The organism is Arthrobacter koreensis (assembly GCF_035792275.1).
GTDB lineage: Bacteria > Actinomycetota > Actinomycetes > Actinomycetales > Micrococcaceae > Arthrobacter_B > Arthrobacter_B koreensis_A.
Map to the genome: position 1 here is coordinate 143,519 of NZ_JAMWKK010000009.1, position 15,085 is coordinate 158,603.

Annotated in this window: 17 protein-coding genes and 1 riboswitch; of the genes, 4 read left to right on the forward strand and 13 right to left on the reverse strand. The window is 66.4% G+C overall.

Features of this window, described 5'->3' with window-relative positions; translation table 11 throughout:
* Positions 1 to 36 precede the first annotated feature (36 nt).
* The 3 genes from NGB94_RS10735 to NGB94_RS10745 are packed head-to-tail and all read right to left on the reverse strand — an operon-like array spanning position 37 to position 2,618.
* Positions 37 to 696 carry a methionine ABC transporter permease gene (locus NGB94_RS10735; RefSeq protein WP_325790626.1) on the reverse strand — a complete coding sequence of 220 codons (660 nt, stop codon included), beginning with the start codon at positions 694 to 696 and terminating at the stop codon, positions 37 to 39.
* A 1-nt stretch (position 697) separates the two neighbouring features.
* On the reverse strand, positions 698 to 1,726 hold the full coding sequence (locus tag NGB94_RS10740) for a methionine ABC transporter ATP-binding protein (protein WP_325790627.1): 1,029 nt from the start codon (positions 1,724 to 1,726) through the stop codon (positions 698 to 700).
* Between the two features lie 13 nt (positions 1,727 to 1,739).
* Positions 1,740 to 2,618 carry a MetQ/NlpA family ABC transporter substrate-binding protein gene (locus NGB94_RS10745; protein WP_325790628.1) on the reverse strand — a complete coding sequence of 293 codons (879 nt, stop codon included), beginning with the start codon at positions 2,616 to 2,618 and terminating at the stop codon, positions 1,740 to 1,742.
* 76 nt (positions 2,619 to 2,694) lie between these two features.
* Positions 2,695 to 2,814: riboswitch (SAM riboswitch) on the reverse strand.
* A gap of 224 nt (positions 2,815 to 3,038) precedes the next feature.
* On the opposite strand from NGB94_RS10745, the gene NGB94_RS10750 reads away from it, so the two are divergent.
* Positions 3,039 to 3,953 carry a macrolide 2'-phosphotransferase gene (locus NGB94_RS10750; protein WP_325790629.1) on the forward strand — a complete coding sequence of 305 codons (915 nt, stop codon included), beginning with the start codon at positions 3,039 to 3,041 and terminating at the stop codon, positions 3,951 to 3,953.
* Positions 3,954 to 3,962: 9 nt separating this feature from the next.
* Here the strand turns inward: NGB94_RS10750 and NGB94_RS10755 are convergent, their stop codons facing one another.
* From NGB94_RS10755 to NGB94_RS10765, 3 genes are all read right to left on the reverse strand, one after another.
* Positions 3,963 to 4,418, reverse strand: a complete 456-nt coding sequence (locus tag NGB94_RS10755) for a hypothetical protein (protein WP_325790631.1) — start codon at positions 4,416 to 4,418, stop codon at positions 3,963 to 3,965.
* A gap of 80 nt (positions 4,419 to 4,498) precedes the next feature.
* On the reverse strand, positions 4,499 to 5,776 hold the full coding sequence (locus tag NGB94_RS10760; RefSeq protein ID WP_325790632.1) for a HAMP domain-containing sensor histidine kinase: 1,278 nt from the start codon (positions 5,774 to 5,776) through the stop codon (positions 4,499 to 4,501).
* Entirely contained in the window at positions 5,773 to 6,441 is a 669-nt protein-coding gene (locus tag NGB94_RS10765) for a response regulator transcription factor (protein WP_325790634.1), read from the reverse strand. Before NGB94_RS10765 ends, NGB94_RS10760 begins: the two co-directional genes overlap by 4 nt.
* Before the next feature lie 102 nt (positions 6,442 to 6,543).
* Between NGB94_RS10765 and NGB94_RS10770 the strand changes: the two genes are divergently transcribed.
* Positions 6,544 to 7,227 carry a TetR/AcrR family transcriptional regulator gene (locus tag NGB94_RS10770; protein WP_325790635.1) on the forward strand — a complete coding sequence of 228 codons (684 nt, stop codon included), beginning with the start codon at positions 6,544 to 6,546 and terminating at the stop codon, positions 7,225 to 7,227.
* Complete coding sequence (locus tag NGB94_RS10775) at positions 7,211 to 7,954, forward strand: SDR family oxidoreductase (protein WP_325790636.1); 744 nt, start codon at positions 7,211 to 7,213, stop codon at positions 7,952 to 7,954. Before NGB94_RS10770 ends, NGB94_RS10775 begins: the two co-directional genes overlap by 17 nt.
* On the opposite strand, the gene NGB94_RS10780 is transcribed toward NGB94_RS10775, so the two are convergent.
* The 4 genes from NGB94_RS10780 to NGB94_RS10795 are packed head-to-tail and all read right to left on the reverse strand — an operon-like array spanning position 7,941 to position 11,053.
* On the reverse strand, positions 7,941 to 9,023 hold the full coding sequence (locus NGB94_RS10780) for an ABC transporter ATP-binding protein (protein WP_325790637.1): 1,083 nt from the start codon (positions 9,021 to 9,023) through the stop codon (positions 7,941 to 7,943). The two genes, NGB94_RS10775 and NGB94_RS10780, sit on opposite strands and share 14 nt — an antisense overlap.
* Positions 9,023 to 9,925, reverse strand: coding sequence for an ABC transporter permease (locus tag NGB94_RS10785; RefSeq protein ID WP_418910642.1), 903 nt, complete (start codon positions 9,923 to 9,925; stop codon positions 9,023 to 9,025). The genes NGB94_RS10780 and NGB94_RS10785 overlap by 1 nt, the downstream gene beginning before the upstream one ends.
* Positions 9,852 to 10,646: a molybdate ABC transporter substrate-binding protein gene (modA, locus tag NGB94_RS10790; protein ID WP_325790639.1), complete on the reverse strand. Its 795-nt coding sequence runs from the start codon at positions 10,644 to 10,646 to the stop codon at positions 9,852 to 9,854. Before modA ends, NGB94_RS10785 begins: the two co-directional genes overlap by 74 nt.
* Complete coding sequence (locus tag NGB94_RS10795; protein ID WP_325790640.1) at positions 10,643 to 11,053, reverse strand: TOBE domain-containing protein; 411 nt, start codon at positions 11,051 to 11,053, stop codon at positions 10,643 to 10,645. Before NGB94_RS10795 ends, modA begins: the two co-directional genes overlap by 4 nt.
* Before the next feature lie 155 nt (positions 11,054 to 11,208).
* On the opposite strand from NGB94_RS10795, the gene NGB94_RS10800 reads away from it, so the two are divergent.
* A complete protein-coding gene (locus tag NGB94_RS10800; protein WP_325790641.1) occupies positions 11,209 to 11,958 on the forward strand; it encodes a putative protein N(5)-glutamine methyltransferase in 750 nt (249 codons plus the stop codon).
* 15 nt (positions 11,959 to 11,973) lie between these two features.
* Here NGB94_RS10800 and NGB94_RS10805 read toward each other — a convergent pair whose 3' ends face one another.
* The 3 genes from NGB94_RS10805 to NGB94_RS10815 form a co-directional block, all read right to left on the reverse strand.
* Positions 11,974 to 13,302, reverse strand: coding sequence for a pyridoxal phosphate-dependent aminotransferase (locus NGB94_RS10805; RefSeq protein ID WP_325790642.1), 1,329 nt, complete (start codon positions 13,300 to 13,302; stop codon positions 11,974 to 11,976).
* A gap of 81 nt (positions 13,303 to 13,383) precedes the next feature.
* Positions 13,384 to 14,811 (reverse strand): ABC transporter permease, encoded by a 1,428-nt coding sequence (locus NGB94_RS10810; RefSeq protein WP_325790643.1) that lies wholly within the window; start codon positions 14,809 to 14,811, stop codon positions 13,384 to 13,386.
* A gap of 170 nt (positions 14,812 to 14,981) precedes the next feature.
* Positions 14,982 to 15,065: an integrase core domain-containing protein gene (locus NGB94_RS10815; RefSeq protein WP_418910588.1), complete on the reverse strand. Its 84-nt coding sequence runs from the start codon at positions 15,063 to 15,065 to the stop codon at positions 14,982 to 14,984.
* Positions 15,066 to 15,085 lie beyond the last annotated feature (20 nt).

Here is a 15,085-nt window from a genome sequence, read left to right on the forward strand (position 1 = left end):
TCCCAGCTGCCTCCGGACTGCGCAGCACCTGGGCGCTCAGCGGCGCAGCACCTTCCGTGCCGTCTGGTTGCCCAGGAACTGCACCAGCTGGACCAGGATGATGATCACGGCCACTGCCGCCCACGTCACCACCGGGTTGAACTGGCGGTAACCGTACTGGATGGCAAAGTTGCCCAGGCCGCCGCCGCCCACGTAGCCGGCCACAGCGGACATATCCACTAGGGCCACGAAGATGTACGTGTATCCCAGGATCAGCGGACCCAGGGCCTCCGGAATCAGGATCGTGGCGATAATCCGCCGCCGCCCGGCGCCGACGGACCTCGCCGCTTCAATAACCCCGGGCTGCACGGTGAGCAGGTTCTGCTCCACGATCCGGCTGATGCCGAAAGCTGCAGCAAGCGAGAGAGTGAAGATGATCGCGTTGTTCCCGATTCCGCTGCCCGTCACGGAACGGGCAAGCGGCTGGGCGGCGGCAAGGAAAATGATGAACGGGATCGGACGGAAGATGTTCACGAGCACGTTCAGCACCCCGAACACGGCCCGGTTGGCCAGGAGCGCACCGGACCGGGTGGTGTAGAGCCCCAGCCCGATGAGCAGGCCTCCGATCCCGCCGAAGAGCAGGCTCAGCCCCACAATGTAGAGCGTCTCCTCCACGGCCTCCCACAACTGCGGCGTAAGCGGTATCAGGTCCTCCATGTCAGCCCAGCTCCGTTACCGTAAGTCCGTGCCCGACGGCGGCCAGGGCAGTGTCGATTGTCTGGTCCCCGCCTTTGAGTGCGAGGGTGAGGTGCCCGAATGCCCGGCCGGCGACGTCGTTGATTCCTCCGTAGACCAGCTCGAAGTCCACCCCGGCAGCCGCGAGCTCCAGGAACACGCCGGCCTGCGAGGCGGATCCGTCCCGGAAGGAAAGCGTTACCAGGCGTCCCTCATGGCGTGCACGCAGCGCCTGAAGCTCCGGTGCTGACGGAACGCCGCGCACCACGGTGGAAACGAAGCGGCGCGACGAGTCCTGCTGCGGGTTGGAAAAGACGTCGAAGACCCCGCCCTGTTCCACGATCCGTCCGGCGTCCATAACGGCCACACGGGTAGCGAGGTCCCGGATGACTTCCATTTCGTGGGTAATCACCACAATGGTGATCCCCAGTTCCTGGTTCACCCTGCGCAGCAGGGCGAGGACCTCGTGCGTGGTCTCCGGGTCCAGGGCAGAAGTCGCCTCATCGGCCAGGAGGATCCTGGGAGAAGCGGCCAGCGCGCGGGCAATGCCCACCCGCTGCTTCTGCCCCCCGGAGAGCTGCTCCGGGTAACTGTCAGCTTTGCCCGCCAGCCCGGTGAACTCCAGCAGCTCGTCCGTGCGGGCCGCGATTTCGGCCCTGCTCCGTCCGGCAACACGGAGGGGGTAGGCGATGTTGTTCCGGACCGTCTTGGAGCTGAAGAGGTTGAACTGCTGGAAAATCATGCCGATGTCCTGGCGGAGCGTCTTCAGTTTCCTTTCCGGCACGCCGGAGACTGCCCGGCCGTCAACGGTGATGTCCCCTGAAGTGCAGCTCTCCAGGCCGTTGATGAGCCGGACCAGCGTGCTCTTTCCTGCCCCGGAGTAGCCGATGATGCCGAAGATCTCCCCCTGCTCGATATCCAGGGTGATGTCCTCCAGGGCGGTGACGGCAGGACTGCCTTTGCGGGAGCCGGGATACGTCTTGGTGACGTTGCGCAGTGATATGAGGGCCATGGTTCCGCGGCTGCTAGCCCAGATCCTTGATGTCCTGCTCAACCTCAGCCAGTGAGGCGCGCAGGTCATCCTGCGGTACTTTCAGGAACTGCGCGGTATTGCCGGAGGACTTCTGGACGCCGTCCTGCACCGACTGGGTGTCCTGGTAGATCTGCACCAGCTTCTGGTACGTCGGGTTCTCCTCCTCGCCCGCCCGTGCAGCAAAGATGTTCACATAGGGAATCGCCTTCGGGTCCGAGGGGTCGTCCTGGGCAATGGCGTCCGCGGCGCTGAGGCCGGCGTCCTCGACGAAGTCATTGTTGATGATTGCCGCAGCGACATCAGGCAGCGAGGTGGGCGTGAGCGAGGCTTCCAGAGTGGTGACCTTCACCTTGGACTTGGCCTCGTCAATGTCCTCCAACGTTGAGAAAGCACTGCCGCCGTCCGCGAGGGACACCAGGCCGGCGGACTGGAGCACGAGCAGGCCGCGGGCCAGGTTGCTCTCGTCGTTGGGGACCGCCACGGTGGCGCCGGCGGGGATTTCCTCCACGGAGCCGTACTGGGTGGAGTACAGGCCCAGGGGGTAAATGGCGGTGGATCCCACCGGGACCAGGTCTTCCCCGGCTGAGACGTTGTAGCGGGCCAGGTAAATGATGTGCTGGAACTGGTTCAGGTCGAGTTCGCCCTCGGTGAGGGCAGGATTCGGCTGGGTGTACTCAGCGAAGTCGACAATTTCGACGTCGATGCCTTCTGCTTCTGCAGCCTCTTCGTAGGTTGCCCAGTAGGGGTCGCTGGCACCGACGACGCCGATCTTAATCGTCCCTTCGTCGCCCTTGGCTGAGCCGCAGGCGGCAGCGCCCAGGAGCAGGACGGGCACGGCGGCAAGGGCAAGCAGTTTCCTGTTGATGTTCATTAGGTTCTCTCCGGTCAGGTTCGCGGCAGGCCGCGGTAAGGGGTTTGTGCGCTGGCCGCTGTGAGGGCAGTGCCCGGCGCCGTACTTGCCCTGCGGGAATTCCCGCTGCAGGACCGAATCTTCACCTGGAGCACCCCGCTTACGACGAGAGGGTTGCTGTCCAGCCGGCCAGGGCCCGTGGCTGGAACTCTTGATTCATGCATCACGCTAAGGCCGGAAACCGCCCCGGGCCACTTGGCAGACATCCGCCGTCGCACACGGTCATCAGGCGCCCAAAAACGAAATGTGACGACATAAATCCGCGGTTCCCACGCGTCCCGGAGTGCTGGCCGGGGATTCCCAAACCTGCGGTGATGGGAAAGGCTGGGCAACAAAGCCCCACGTGCACGTGACCGTGGTGACCGGAGAGAGAAGGATGCGATGAACCCTGTGACGGCAGAGGAGACCCAGCCGAGCCCTGAGGAGGTCTGCGTGCTGGCCGCCGCCCACGGGCTGTCCCTGGATCCGGAGGGCATAGAGTTCAATGAAGCCGGTCTCGATTACCGCGTTGCCTTTGCTGCGGAGACCGGCACGGGGAAGAGATGGGTCCTGAGGCTGCCGCGGCGTCCGGACGTGGCCGCCAATCAGCCGCGTGAGGAAGCGATTCTGGATTTCGTCCGCCCGCGCCTGGGGGTGGCCGTCCCGGACTGGCGCATCCAGCAACGTGACCTGGTGGCCTACCCGCTCCTGCCCGGCCGTCCTGGACTCACCGTGGGAGAAGGCAACCAGCCCAGCTGGCATTTCGACCCGGCGTCCGGGAACTACCTGAAGTCCCTGGCGGACCTGATTGTTTCCCTCCACCGGCTGGACCCGGCTGAGGCTGCTGCGGCCGGTACCCCGGCAGATGCTCCGGAAGAAGTCCGTGGTTACTGGGCCGCCGTGCTGGAGAAGGCCCTGGCCGAATTCCGGATTGATCCCGGGATGCTCGCCGGCTGGCGGCGGTGGCTGGATGACGACGGGCTGTGGCCGGAGCGGACTGTCCTGACGCACGGCGAGCTGTATCCGGCGCATCTGCTGCTTGATGAGGCAGACCGGATAGTTTCGGTTCTCGACTGGACGACGGCGAAAGTCAGCGACCCGGCCCTGGAGTTCATGTACGTGCAGCTCATTACGCCGGACCACTTCGACGAGGTGGTGCGGCGTTACCAGGACGCGGCCGGCGTTGCCGAGCCGCGCCTGGCAGAGCGCTGCACTGCATTGATTGCAGCCGGCCCGCTGAATTACGCAATGTTTGCGCTTACCACGGGCCGGCCCGAACACCGGCAGGCTGCGCAGGCACAGCTGCTGCCGGACTAGGAATTCCGCCTAGCTTTCTGACGGCGCGGACTCAGCGGGCGCTTCTTCCTCGCCGTCTCCGGGCCCGTGATGGTGGCCGTCGCCGCCGCGTCCGCCGCGGTTGTCATCGCGGTCCGGCCTGCCGGGCTTGTCCTTCGGAGCGCTGTCCTTGCCGGAATTGTCCCTGCCGGAGTCGTCCTTGCCTGAATCTTCCTGCTTCTCTGGCCGCGCCGAATCGGAATCCTGGCCGCCGTCGTCGTCATTCGTGCCGTTGTCCTGGGTGTCTTCCCCGTCCGGCAGGTCCCCGTGGTCACCGCGCTGGGGAAGCTCGGGCCGCTCACCGTCAATTTCAGACGTGACCGAAGCCGGCTCTGTATTGTCAGCCACGGCCATACCCGTAAAGAAAGTGCCGGTCAGCAGGCCGGCAGCTGCCAGGCCACTGGCGCTCCAGACAATGATTTTCTTCGCTTTGCTGCCAATCTCCATGGATGGTTTCACCTTCGAGATGAGTGTGGATAACTACGTTTCCTATCCAACGCCGTCATTCTTCGAAGTTTCTTAGAGGGTCACCGGTCAAGGGGCAGCCGGACAGTCAGCGAGGTGCCCCGGGCATGGCTCGGTTCAGCCTGAACCGAACCGCCGTACCGGCTGGCAATCTCGGCTACGAGGGCCAGGCCCAGCCCATAGTGCCGGGTGTGCCCGCCGGATGTCGGGCGCACGGAAGAGAAGCGCTCAAAGACACGTCCGCGCAGTTCCCGGGGCAGGCCCGGACCGTCGTCGGAAACCCGGAGCACACCATCGTGCCCGCTCGCGGACACCTGCACCCATACGGTTGAACGGGCGTAGTCTCCGGCGTTGGAGAGCAGCGCAGTAATCACCCGCTGCACCGCGGCGTGCCCCGCCCGCACCCGCACGGGTGCAGCAGGAACATCCAGCTTCAGCTGCAGCGCCCGCTCGCTCATGGTGGCGCGGAAGGCCTGCGCGCCCTGGCGCGCGGCGGCGGCAAGATCAACCGGTTCCGGCGGACCGGCACGGCGCGGGTCGGCTGATTCAAGCAGGTCTTCAAGGATTCCGGTCAGGACGCCGGCATCAGCGATGATGTCATCGAGGCCGGTCTCAAGGATCTGCCGGTCCGGCGGCTCCTGCCTGGCCCCAGCCCCTTCGGCCTGTCCCGGGGACGCCTCCGGAGAACGGCTTCCCAGACGGCGGCGCAAAAGCTGCGCCCGGGTGCTCAGCAGCGTGAGCGGCGTGCGCAGCTCATGGCTTGCATCCGAAACGAACCTGCGCTGGAGCTCAAGGGCCTGGATGAGAGGCCGCATGGCGGCCCGCGCAGCCAGGACGGAGAACGCTGCGGCCACAGCGGCTGAGAAGAGCACGGCGAAGACCAGCGCCAGGACCAGCCGGTCCAGCTGTCCGCGGGTTTCCGAGGTGTCGATGGCGGCCTGCACTATGTCCCGTCCGTCGGTCCTGGTCAGCACCCGGAAGGTGGTGCCGGACGCTTCGACGGTTTCCTCCACCTCTCCCCCGCCGGCAGCCACTGCGGCCATCGAGTCTTCTACGGGCAGACCCTCAGGCATGTCCCGCGAGACCGTCAGCCTGCCCCGGTCGTAGACGGCCAGGAAAATGTCCAGAGGAGCATCACGGGGATTGTCCAGCGCGGCAGCCGACTCCAGGCGGTCCTGCAGCGCCTGCTCACTTCCAGCGGCGGCAAGGTAATAGACAACCACACCGGCCAGGGACAGCAGCACCACGGTCAGGGCCGTGAACTGCAGCGCAAGCCTGCGGGCGGCACGGGCCGGATCGGCGTCGTCCCCCGGGCCGGCCCGGAACCAGCGCCGCCTCACGTCAGTTTGCCCAGCCGGTAGCCGATTCCGCGCACCGTCAGTACAGCGGGCCGGCCCAGTTTGCGCCTGAGGTAGTGGACGTAGGTGTCAACCACGCCGTCGTCGTCGGCGTCAGGGAAAACCATGTCATGGAGGTCCTGCCGCGGAAAGACCTGCAGCGGCCGACGGGCCAGTTCCTCCAGCAGGGCCGCCTCCCGCTCGGACAGGACCACCACCGTTCCTCCTGCCATGGTCACTGTCCTCCCGGAGGTATCGAACATGCCGCCCGGAACAGGCAAAACCGGCACTTCCTGTGCGGTGCGGCGCCGGAGCACACGGAGACGGGCCAGCAGCTCATCCACGTCGAACGGCTTGGCGAGGTAGTCTTCCGCACCGCGGTCCAGTCCTTCCACCCGGTCGGAGGTGTTGCCGAGCGCAGACAGCACCAGGGCGGGTACGGCTACTCCCTTGCTGCGCAGGCGGACCAGGACGTCCAGCCCTTCGATGGCAGGCAGCCCGCGGTCCAGCAGCAGGACATCGAAAGGGCGGGTGAGCCCTTCGTGGAGGGCACGCTGCCCGTCATGGGCCGCAGTCACGGCGTAGCCCTCGGATTCGAGGATCTCCGTCAGCATCTGCGCCAGGCGCATATCGTCTTCCACCACCAGGATCCGCGGTTGGTCCTCCATCTTGGCGAGTATAGGAGCGGGCGCTGGTGCCTGAGCCTCCGCCGGCAGGTATACACTGTAAACACGATCGAATTCCCGCTACGGCCGTCCGGAGGTGAACCGGTGGGAGCACACCAGCCGCTGGGCCCGGCCGCCATTGCGCGGGCCGGCGCCCGGATCGCGGACGCCGAGGGTCTGGACGCAGTGAGCATGCGCCGGGTGGCAGGTGAACTCGGGGTCTCGGCCATGGCGCTCTACCGCCACGTTGCCGACCGCCGCTCTTTGCTGCTGCTCATGGCCGAAGCCGTCCGGAACTATCCGCTCGTGCCGGCGGGCAACCACACCTGGCAGGACATGCTGGCGCACATGGCCGACGTGCAGTGGCGGACGTTCACGGCCCACCCCTGGCTGCTGAGCATCATCCTGACTCCCCGCCGCCTGGTGAACATGGCGGCACCGGCCGAAGCGGAGCGCCTGCTCTCCGCCCTCGCCGCAGCAGGACTGGCCAGCGATGAAGCCTTCGACTGCCTCCTGGGAGTCTCCGCCGCCGTCATCGGGACGGCTGCCATAGCGGCAGCTGCGGAAGACGGGCCGGGCATTTCGCCGCAGGAGCCCGGTGACGGGGCTGAACCGGCTTCCCTGGCTGAACGCTTCCAGCAGCGCGGCATCAGCTACCGGACTTCACGGCAGTCCCTGGACTATCTGGTGGACAGCTTCATCCGCGGCGTCGAGTCCCGCCTCCACAATTCTCCGGATCCCTCCCCGGACCCGGTACCACGGAAGGAAAATCATGCAGTTGAAGGATAAGACCGCGATCGTTACGGGCGGCGCAGGCGGCATTGGCCAGGGAATCGTCCGCAGGTTCCTTGCCGAAGGCGCGAAGGTGGCCATCGTAGACATCGACCAGGCGCAGGGCGAAAAGCTGCTTGCCGAGCTGGATGGTGAGGCCATCTTCATCGCCAAGGACATCTCCGTTGAGGAGAATGCCGCTGCGATTGTCGCCGAAACCGTCGAGCGCTTCGGCGGCCTGGACATCCTGGTGAACAACGCCCACGCCTCCAGGCAGGCGTCCATCCTGGAAACCACGAGGGAGATCTGGGACCTGTCTTTCAACACCGGAACCATGGCCACGTTCTACCTGATGCGGGCTGCCTATCCGGAGCTGAAGAAGACCCGGGGCAGCATCATCAACTTCGCCTCCGGCGCCGGCATGAAGGGCTTGCCCAACCAGGTGGCATACTCCGCGGCGAAGGAGGCCATCCGCGCCATTACCCGCACGGCGGCGAACGAATGGGCTGCTGACGGTATCCGTGCCAACGTGGTTTCACCCGTTGCCCTGACGCCGGGCATTGTGCAGTGGAGCAAGGCCTACCCGGAGGCGTACCAGGAAGTGGTGGACGCGGTTCCCCTGGGCCGGCTCGGAGATCCGGAGACGGACATTGCCCCCATTGTCGTGTTCCTGGCCGGCAGCGATTCCCGCTACCTGACGGGCCAGACCCTGATGGCCGACGGCGGCTCCATCAAGCTGTACTAGTCCGGCCGCCAGCGGCACCGTAACTGGTCACCGCAGTTGGGTCGACCACAAAGTCGGCCTGCTCCCCCACTGCCAGGGACAATCCTGCCGCGGAAGCTGGACTGATGTCTGCGGCCAGCCCGGCGCCCCGTACCCGAATCCGGTCCCCGTAGGGTTCCAGGTCGGTGACGGTGACGCTGAAGATGTCCAGCCCGGAGTCCGCAGGGCCGGTGCTGCCGGCCCTGCGGACCGAAACGGCCGACGGCGGAAACACCGCGAGCACGGTGCCATCGGCGTCCGCCGGGGTACCGCGCGGTACGGAGAACCTCATCCCGCCCGGTGTCAGCAAGCGGCCCTCCTCGAGCCTGCCGCGGACCAGGTTGAGTCCGGCAAGACTTGCCGTGAACTGGTTGCGCGGCCGCGCCAGCACTTCTGCAGGCGGTCCGGATTCGACGACCCGGCCTTCCTCCATCACCAGCACCCGGTCTGCGAGGGTCAGTGCATCGAGGATGTCATGGGTGACGATCAGTGCGCTTCGGCGTGCCAGTACCCGCTTGAGCAGCCTGCGCATCTGGGGTACGGCCTCAACATCCAGGGCTGCCATCGGTTCATCAAGCAGCAGCAGGGAAGGCTCCGCTGCGAGGGCCCGGGCCAGGGCGACCCGCTGGGCCTGTCCGCCGGAGAGCTCGCCGGGGTGCCTGCATGCCAGGTCTGCCGCATCGGTTTCAGCCAGCCAGCGCAGGGCGGAAGCACGGGCAGCCTTCCGGGAAGCGCCCGTACTGCGGGGGCCGAACGCCACGTTGTCCTCAGCGCTCAGGTGCGGAAAGAGCAGGGCTTCCTGCGCCAGCAGGGCAGTTCCGCGGCGGTATGCCGGGAGGAACTCACCTCTGCCGTCCTTGAAGCGGAACAGAGTGGTGCCGTCCAGCTCGGCGTACCCGCTGTGGGGATGCACCAGTCCGGCCACGAGGGACACAACACTCGATTTCCCGGCCCCGTTGGGCCCAAGGAGGGCCACCGTCTCACCGCCGGCAACCTCAAAGCCGACATCAATTCCGCGTTCCGGCAGTTCCGCCTCGATCCTCAGGCCCATCAGCCCGCCGCTCCTGCGTTCGCGGAACCCTGCGGCTCAGACCGTCGGGCCGCCGGGCGGCCGAAGACGGGCCCGTAGGACAGCCCCACCACCAGCACGGCGACTGCTACCAGGACCAGCGAAAGAGCCACCGCGGCGTCGGCGTCGCCTTCCCGCTGCAGGTAGATCTCCAGCGGAAGTGTGCGGGTGACGCCCTGCAGGCTCCCGGCGAAGGCCAGGGTTGCACCGAACTCCCCCAGGCATCGGGCGAAGGAAAGCACCGCGCCGCCGGCAAGTCCCGGAAGCACCAGGGGCACGGTAACCCGGCGCAGTACCGTCCACGGCCGGGCGCCGAGTGTTGCCGCGACGGCCTCGTACCGTGTTCCAGCGGTCCGCAGGGCTCCCTCAAGGGTCAGGACCAGAAACGGCAGCGCCACGAAGGTCTGGGCCAGGACCACCGCTGCGGTGGAGAACGCCACCTGGATGCCCAGGACCTGAAGCGCACCGCCCAGCAGCCCCTGTCTCCCGAAGGTGTACAGCAGGGCGATACCGCCCACGACCGGAGGGAGCACCAATGGCAGCAGTACCAGCGAACGGACAAGACGCTTGCCCGGGAACTTCACCCGTGCCAGGACCAGTGCCAGCGGCACCCCCAGCAGGATGCACAGGAGCGTGCTCACGGCTGCCGTCCGAAGGCTCAGGGAGAGTGCGGCGAGTGACGATTCGGACGTCACCAGCGGGATGAACTCCGCCCAGTCCACCTGCACAACGACGGCCGCCAGCGGCAGGACGAGGAACACTGCTCCGACGGCGGCGGCGCCCAGCACCCAGCGGGGCAGTGGAAGCGCGCTAGGGGACGCCAAAACCGGCCTCCTCCAGCGCGGCCCGGCCCTCGGCGCCGCGGATGAACCGGACAAAGGCATCGGCGAGCTCCGCATTCCCGGAACCCGAGAGGCGGACCAGCGGGTAGCGGTTCACGGCCCGCCCGGCCTCCGGAAAGGCGACTTCCTCGACCTCTTCCCCGGCGGCCCGGACGTCAGTGACATAGACCAGTCCGGCGTCGGCCTCACCGGATACGACCTTGCCCATGACGCCCGCCACCGAGGATTCCTCGCTCACCGGGGACAGGTCCACGCCGGCGGCATGCTCCGCTTTCTCCGCGGCAGCTCCGCAGGGCACCTGGACCGCACAGACCACCACCTGGCGTCCGGTGCCGGCGAGGTCGCCGAATCCCGTGATGCCGGCCGGGTTGCCGGGCGGAACGGCGATGGTGAGGGTATTCGTCGCGATGACCTGCGGCTCCCCCGCCGCGAGGTGGCTGTCCACCACTTTGGCCATGGTGGCCTCGTCTGCGGACGCGAAAACGTCGGCCGGCGCACCGGCCTGGATCTGGGCTGCCAGGTCGGCGGAACCGGCAAGGTTGAGCCTTACGTCGGTACCGGGGTGCGCCGCTTCGAAGTCCTGCGCCAGCGCGGTGAAGGGCACCGCCAGCGAGGCCGCGGCAAAAACGGTCAGTTCACTGCCGCCTCCCTCCTGCGGTGCGGTTCCGCTGGAGCAGGCGGTGAGGGCCAGCAGGCAGGCCAGCAGCCACACCGGCCTGAACCCTGTCCTTGTCAGCTGCCTCCCTGAAGCGCTCCCCGTCACGGGTGCTTCTTTCCCGGGGGCGTTTCCACAATGACATTGGTCGCCTTGACCACGGCTGTAGCGGTGGACCCCAGCTCCAGGCCCAGCTCCCGGACCGCCTCAGAACTCATCAGGGAGACCACCCGGAACGGCCCGCACTGAAGCTCGACCTGTGCCATCACCTTGTCCATGACGATTTCAGTCACGAGTCCCACGAAGCGGTTGCGGGCGGAGCTGGCGATCTCTGTCGGATCCTCGGGCAGCTGGGCCTGCCGGCGGGCGAGCCGGGCAAGTTCAAGACTGTCAATGACCTGCCTTCCGCTGGCGTCCCGGCGCCCGGTCAGGGTACCGTTCTCAATCCAACGGCGCACAGTGTCGTCACTGACACCAAGGAACCGTGCTGCTTCAGCGACTCTCAAGCTAGGCATAGAAAGACCATAACTCCGCAGATGCGCTGAATTCCAGCGAAACAGCGGATATGTGCGGCAATGTTGTGTGCGCATAGCGGCGTCTGCTCCATGCCTGAAGGACGGAAGGAGAAGCCCTGGACTCCAGCCAGCAGCAGCTCCTTGGGCGGTTTACGTTGCGCCTGCAGTCGGCGGGGTGCGTCTTCGCGCTGGAGGAAGCCGAACACCTGCTCCGTGCCGCAGATTCTCCGGATGAGGCAGAGGCACTGCTCCAGCGACGCCTCTCCGGCGAACCGCTTGAGTACGTGCTTGGCTGGGCTGAGTTCCTTGGCCGGCGGGTCCGGGTGGTCCCGGGCGTTTTTATTCCCCGCCGGCGGACTGAGTTCCTTGCCTCGGCCGCGCTTGAGTCAGCCTCCCGGTGGGAGCACCCGGTGATTCTGGACCTGTGCTGCGGCAGCGGAGCCCTCAGTACGGTCTTTGCCGGAGCTTTTCCGGAGGCAGAACTGCATGCCGCGGACCTGTCCTCCGAGGCGGTTGCTGCCGCACGGCTTAACCTGGGCGAACGGGCGGAGATACACCAGGGCGACCTGTTTGCGGCCCTTCCCTTCCGCCTGCGCGGCAGCATCGACGTCGTTGCCGCCAACGCTCCGTATGTCCCCACGGACCAGCTGCCCTTCCTGCCGCGCGAAGCACGTATCCATGAACCGGCCCAGGCGCTGGACGGCGGCCGCGAGGGACTTGAGCTGCTTCGCCGGATAGCAGCGGACGCTCCCGCCTGGCTGTCCAGCGGCGGCGAGCTGCTGGTGGAATGCAGCGAAGGACAGGCACCGGGATTGCAGGCAGACTTCCGGGCCTCCGGATTCCAGGCGCTCGTCCGAACCGACGCTGAGACCGGGACGGCAGTGGTTACCGGCGTGCTGCGCTGAAGGGGGGCGAACGCTCTAGGCGGCCGGGGCGGGCTTCCCGGCTCCCTGGTCCAACAGGTGTGCCGCCGGTGCATCCGTTTCAACGGCAGCGCCGGAAACGGATTCGATGCCGGCCACTGCCTCCGCGGAGGGCCGGCGATGTCCGGCGAGGAACTCCGCAATCCGGTTCACGGCGTCGCGGATGTCGTCCTCAGCCGGAAGGATCACAAACCGGAAATGGTCCGGCTCCGGCCAGTGGAAGGCCGTCCCCTGAGAGACGAGGATCTTCTGTTCCTCGAGCAGGTCCAGGACAAACTGCTCGTCGTCGTCGAACGGGTACATGCCGCGGTCCAGCTTGGGGAACAGATACATGGCCCCGGAGGCGGGGACGCAGCTGACGCCGGGAATCTCGTTGAGCAGGCGGCAGGCAAGGTCGCTCTGTTCAGCAAGGCGGCCCCCCGGCTTCACCAGGTCATTGATGCTCTGGTATCCGCCCAGGGACGTCTGAATGGCGTGCTGCGCAGGCACATTTGCGCACAGGCGGAGGGACGCCAGCAGGTTCAGGGATTCCCGGTAGCCGGCGGTGTCCGCCCGCTTCCCGGTCAGTGCCACCCAGCCGGCCCGGTAACCGGGCATGCGGTATGCCTTGGACAGTCCGGAAAAGGTCAGCACCGGCAGGTCACCGGCCACGGAGGCAGTGTGGATGTGCTCGGCTCCCCGGTAGACGATCTTTTCGTAGATCTCATCGGAGAACAGCACCAGGTCGTGGCGCCGGGCGAGCTCGGCGAACTCTTCAAGGATTTCGCGGGGATAGACGGCGCCGGTGGGGTTGTTCGGGTTGATGATCACGATGGCCCGCGTGCGGTCGGTGATCTTCTCCTCGACGTCGGCCATGTCCGGCCACCAGTGGTTCTGCTCGTCGCAGGCGTAGTGCACGGCCTCACCGCCGGAGAGCATCACCGATGCCGTCCACAGCGGATAGTCGGGTGAGGGAATCAGCACCTGGTCACCGGGTTCCAGGAAAGCCTGCAGGGTCATTGAAATCAGCTCGCTGACGCCGTTGCCAACCCAGATGTCCTCCACGCCGATCTGCATCAGGCCGCGGGTCTGGTAGTACTGCGAGATGGCGGTGCGGGCCGAGAAGATGCCCTTGGAATCGCTGTACCCCTGGGCGCCGCGCAGGTGGTGGATCATATCCACCACGATTGATTCAGGAGCCTCCAGCCCAAACGGTGCCGGATCGCCGAGGTTCATCTTGAGGATCCGCTGCCCCGCCGCCTCCATCTGCTTGGCGACCGCCTGTACGGGCCCCCTCAGGTCGTAGCGGATGTTCTGCAAACGGCTGGAATTCTGCATCGGGGGCATAGTCGGATTTTCCCACCACGCGGGCCCGTGGCCAAACCGGCTCCTGAAACGGCTCCTTCGGACACCCTCCCGCGATGCCTCCTACCGAACGCGGGCTGCCGCCTTTTCCACGTCTGCGGCTGCTTCACGGATACCGCGGACCCGGTCGTACAGGACCGAGAACAGCAGCGCCAGCACCACCGCGATGAGGATGATGACCCCCATCCCGATCAGCCCGGCCTGCAGGCCCGCGGAGGCTTCGGCGTCGTAATAGAGGATGGCCTTGTTCGCGATCGTCATCTGGTACAGGGGTTCCCCCCGTGCAATAAAGGAGAAGAAGCCGGGCAGGGTCTCCAGCGGCACCACGCCGGTGGCCGCCGGCAGTCCCATGAACACCACGTAGATCAGGGACAGCACCATGCCTGCGCTGCCAAAGATGGTGATCAGCGCGAACGTCACCGCGGAGACCGTCACGATTGAGAGCCAGGTACTGAAGAAGAACCAGCCGCCGTGCGGGATGGGCATGCCTACGGCATTGGCCACCCACATCATCAGCCCGGCAGTGGGCAGCCCGGCCACGACGGCGATCCCCCACTTGAGCAGGAAGTCCACCCAGCGCGCCGGGAGCAGTTTCGGGCCCAGGACGTAGCGCGGCCCCAGTTCAACGGGCAGCACACCCACCCGTGAATCCACCAGGAAGTGAAGCGTGACGGAACCGCTGAGGCCCACCACCATCAGCAGCACGGAGTAGAAGAAGGCACCCATTCCCAGCGCCGCGCCGTCGGGAGGCTTCTGGAACGCCGTTTCCGTGACCTGGATCGGATCGCGCAGTGCCTCCGCTGACGTTCCGGTGATCTTGGGAGCCAGCTGTTCCTGCACCTGGGCGGGGACTCCGGCCTCCGTGAGTTCGGCGTCCTGGCGTTCGGTAGCCTCGCCCTGGGCCTGCCGCGCGGTTTCGTCCAGCTGTTCGCCCAGACTGGTACTGGCCTGCTTCAATGCCGGTTCGACGGCGTCGGCTGCCAGTTCGCTGGCCAGCGGGCTCGCCAGCGGATTCGTATAGAGCGTGATCTGCGGACGGCTGGCATCGCCGTCGGTCAGCGAGGAGGACACCAGCGAAACCGCGGATTCAGAGAAGTCCTCCTCCACCACTACCGCGGCGAAGACCTGTCCGGTGCGCAGCTGGTGCTGGGCGTCGTCCCAGCTCAGCGGGCGCAGCTCGATCTTGTCGGTCTTGGAGAAGTCCGTCTCCATGGTGCTGGTGAGGTCCTCGCCGAAGTTCTCCTGGCCGGTGGGGGTGTCCGCACCCTGGTCACGGTTCACGACGGCGACCGGCAGGTGGTTGAGGTTGCTCTCCGGACTGCCCAGTCCGCCGATGTACAGCGCGGAACCCGCTCCGCCCAGTATGAGCAGGACCAGCAGCGGAAGCAGCCACGTGCGGGGTGAGAAATAGGCTCCCGCCCGGCTGCCTTGGTAACGGGTGCCTGCGGTGGATTGTGCGCCGCTGCCTGATCGTGGTTCGTGTGCGGGCATGGGAACTACCTCCCGGGATGCCGCGCGGTGTTACCGCACGTGCCGAACGTTGGGGGAAGCACTGTCCCTATTGACGGTACGTGCAGCCTCGTCCGGCGCACAGACTCGGAGTCCCCGGGACCGCTTGTCCGGCGGAACTTTTCCCGAACTAGTTGTACTGAGACAGCACGTTAGTTACACCGGGTGATGGGTGCTTTGCCTCCGAGGCTGCTGTGTGGGCGTTGGTGGTTGTAGAAGTCTAGCCACGGTTGCAGGGCATCGGTGCGGGCTTGGT

What these genes read in the sequence shown, in the direction of transcription:
- NGB94_RS10745 (WP_325790628.1), bottom strand. Translation starts at nt 2,618, where the DNA reads ATGAACATCAACAGGAAACTGCTTGCCCTTGCCGCCGTGCCCGTCCTG.
- NGB94_RS10780 (WP_325790637.1), bottom strand. Translation starts at nt 9,023, where the DNA reads ATGGGCCTGAGGATCGAGGCGGAACTGCCGGAACGCGGAATTGATGTC.
- NGB94_RS10795 (WP_325790640.1), bottom strand. Translation starts at nt 11,053, where the DNA reads ATGCCTAGCTTGAGAGTCGCTGAAGCAGCACGGTTCCTTGGTGTCAGT.
- NGB94_RS10735 (WP_325790626.1), bottom strand. Translation starts at nt 696, where the DNA reads ATGGAGGACCTGATACCGCTTACGCCGCAGTTGTGGGAGGCCGTGGAG.
- NGB94_RS10755 (WP_325790631.1), bottom strand. Translation starts at nt 4,418, where the DNA reads ATGGAGATTGGCAGCAAAGCGAAGAAAATCATTGTCTGGAGCGCCAGT.
- NGB94_RS10740 (WP_325790627.1), bottom strand. Translation starts at nt 1,726, where the DNA reads ATGGCCCTCATATCACTGCGCAACGTCACCAAGACGTATCCCGGCTCC.
- NGB94_RS10765 (WP_325790634.1), bottom strand. Translation starts at nt 6,441, where the DNA reads ATGGAGGACCAACCGCGGATCCTGGTGGTGGAAGACGATATGCGCCTG.
- NGB94_RS10805 (WP_325790642.1), bottom strand. Translation starts at nt 13,302, where the DNA reads ATGCCCCCGATGCAGAATTCCAGCCGTTTGCAGAACATCCGCTACGAC.
- NGB94_RS10810 (WP_325790643.1), bottom strand. Translation starts at nt 14,811, where the DNA reads ATGCCCGCACACGAACCACGATCAGGCAGCGGCGCACAATCCACCGCA.
- NGB94_RS10785 (WP_418910642.1), bottom strand. Translation starts at nt 9,925, where the DNA reads ATGCCTTTGTCCGGTTCATCCGCGGCGCCGAGGGCCGGGCCGCGCTGG.
- NGB94_RS10775 (WP_325790636.1), top strand. Translation starts at nt 7,211, where the DNA reads ATGCAGTTGAAGGATAAGACCGCGATCGTTACGGGCGGCGCAGGCGGC.
- NGB94_RS10750 (WP_325790629.1), top strand. Translation starts at nt 3,039, where the DNA reads ATGAACCCTGTGACGGCAGAGGAGACCCAGCCGAGCCCTGAGGAGGTC.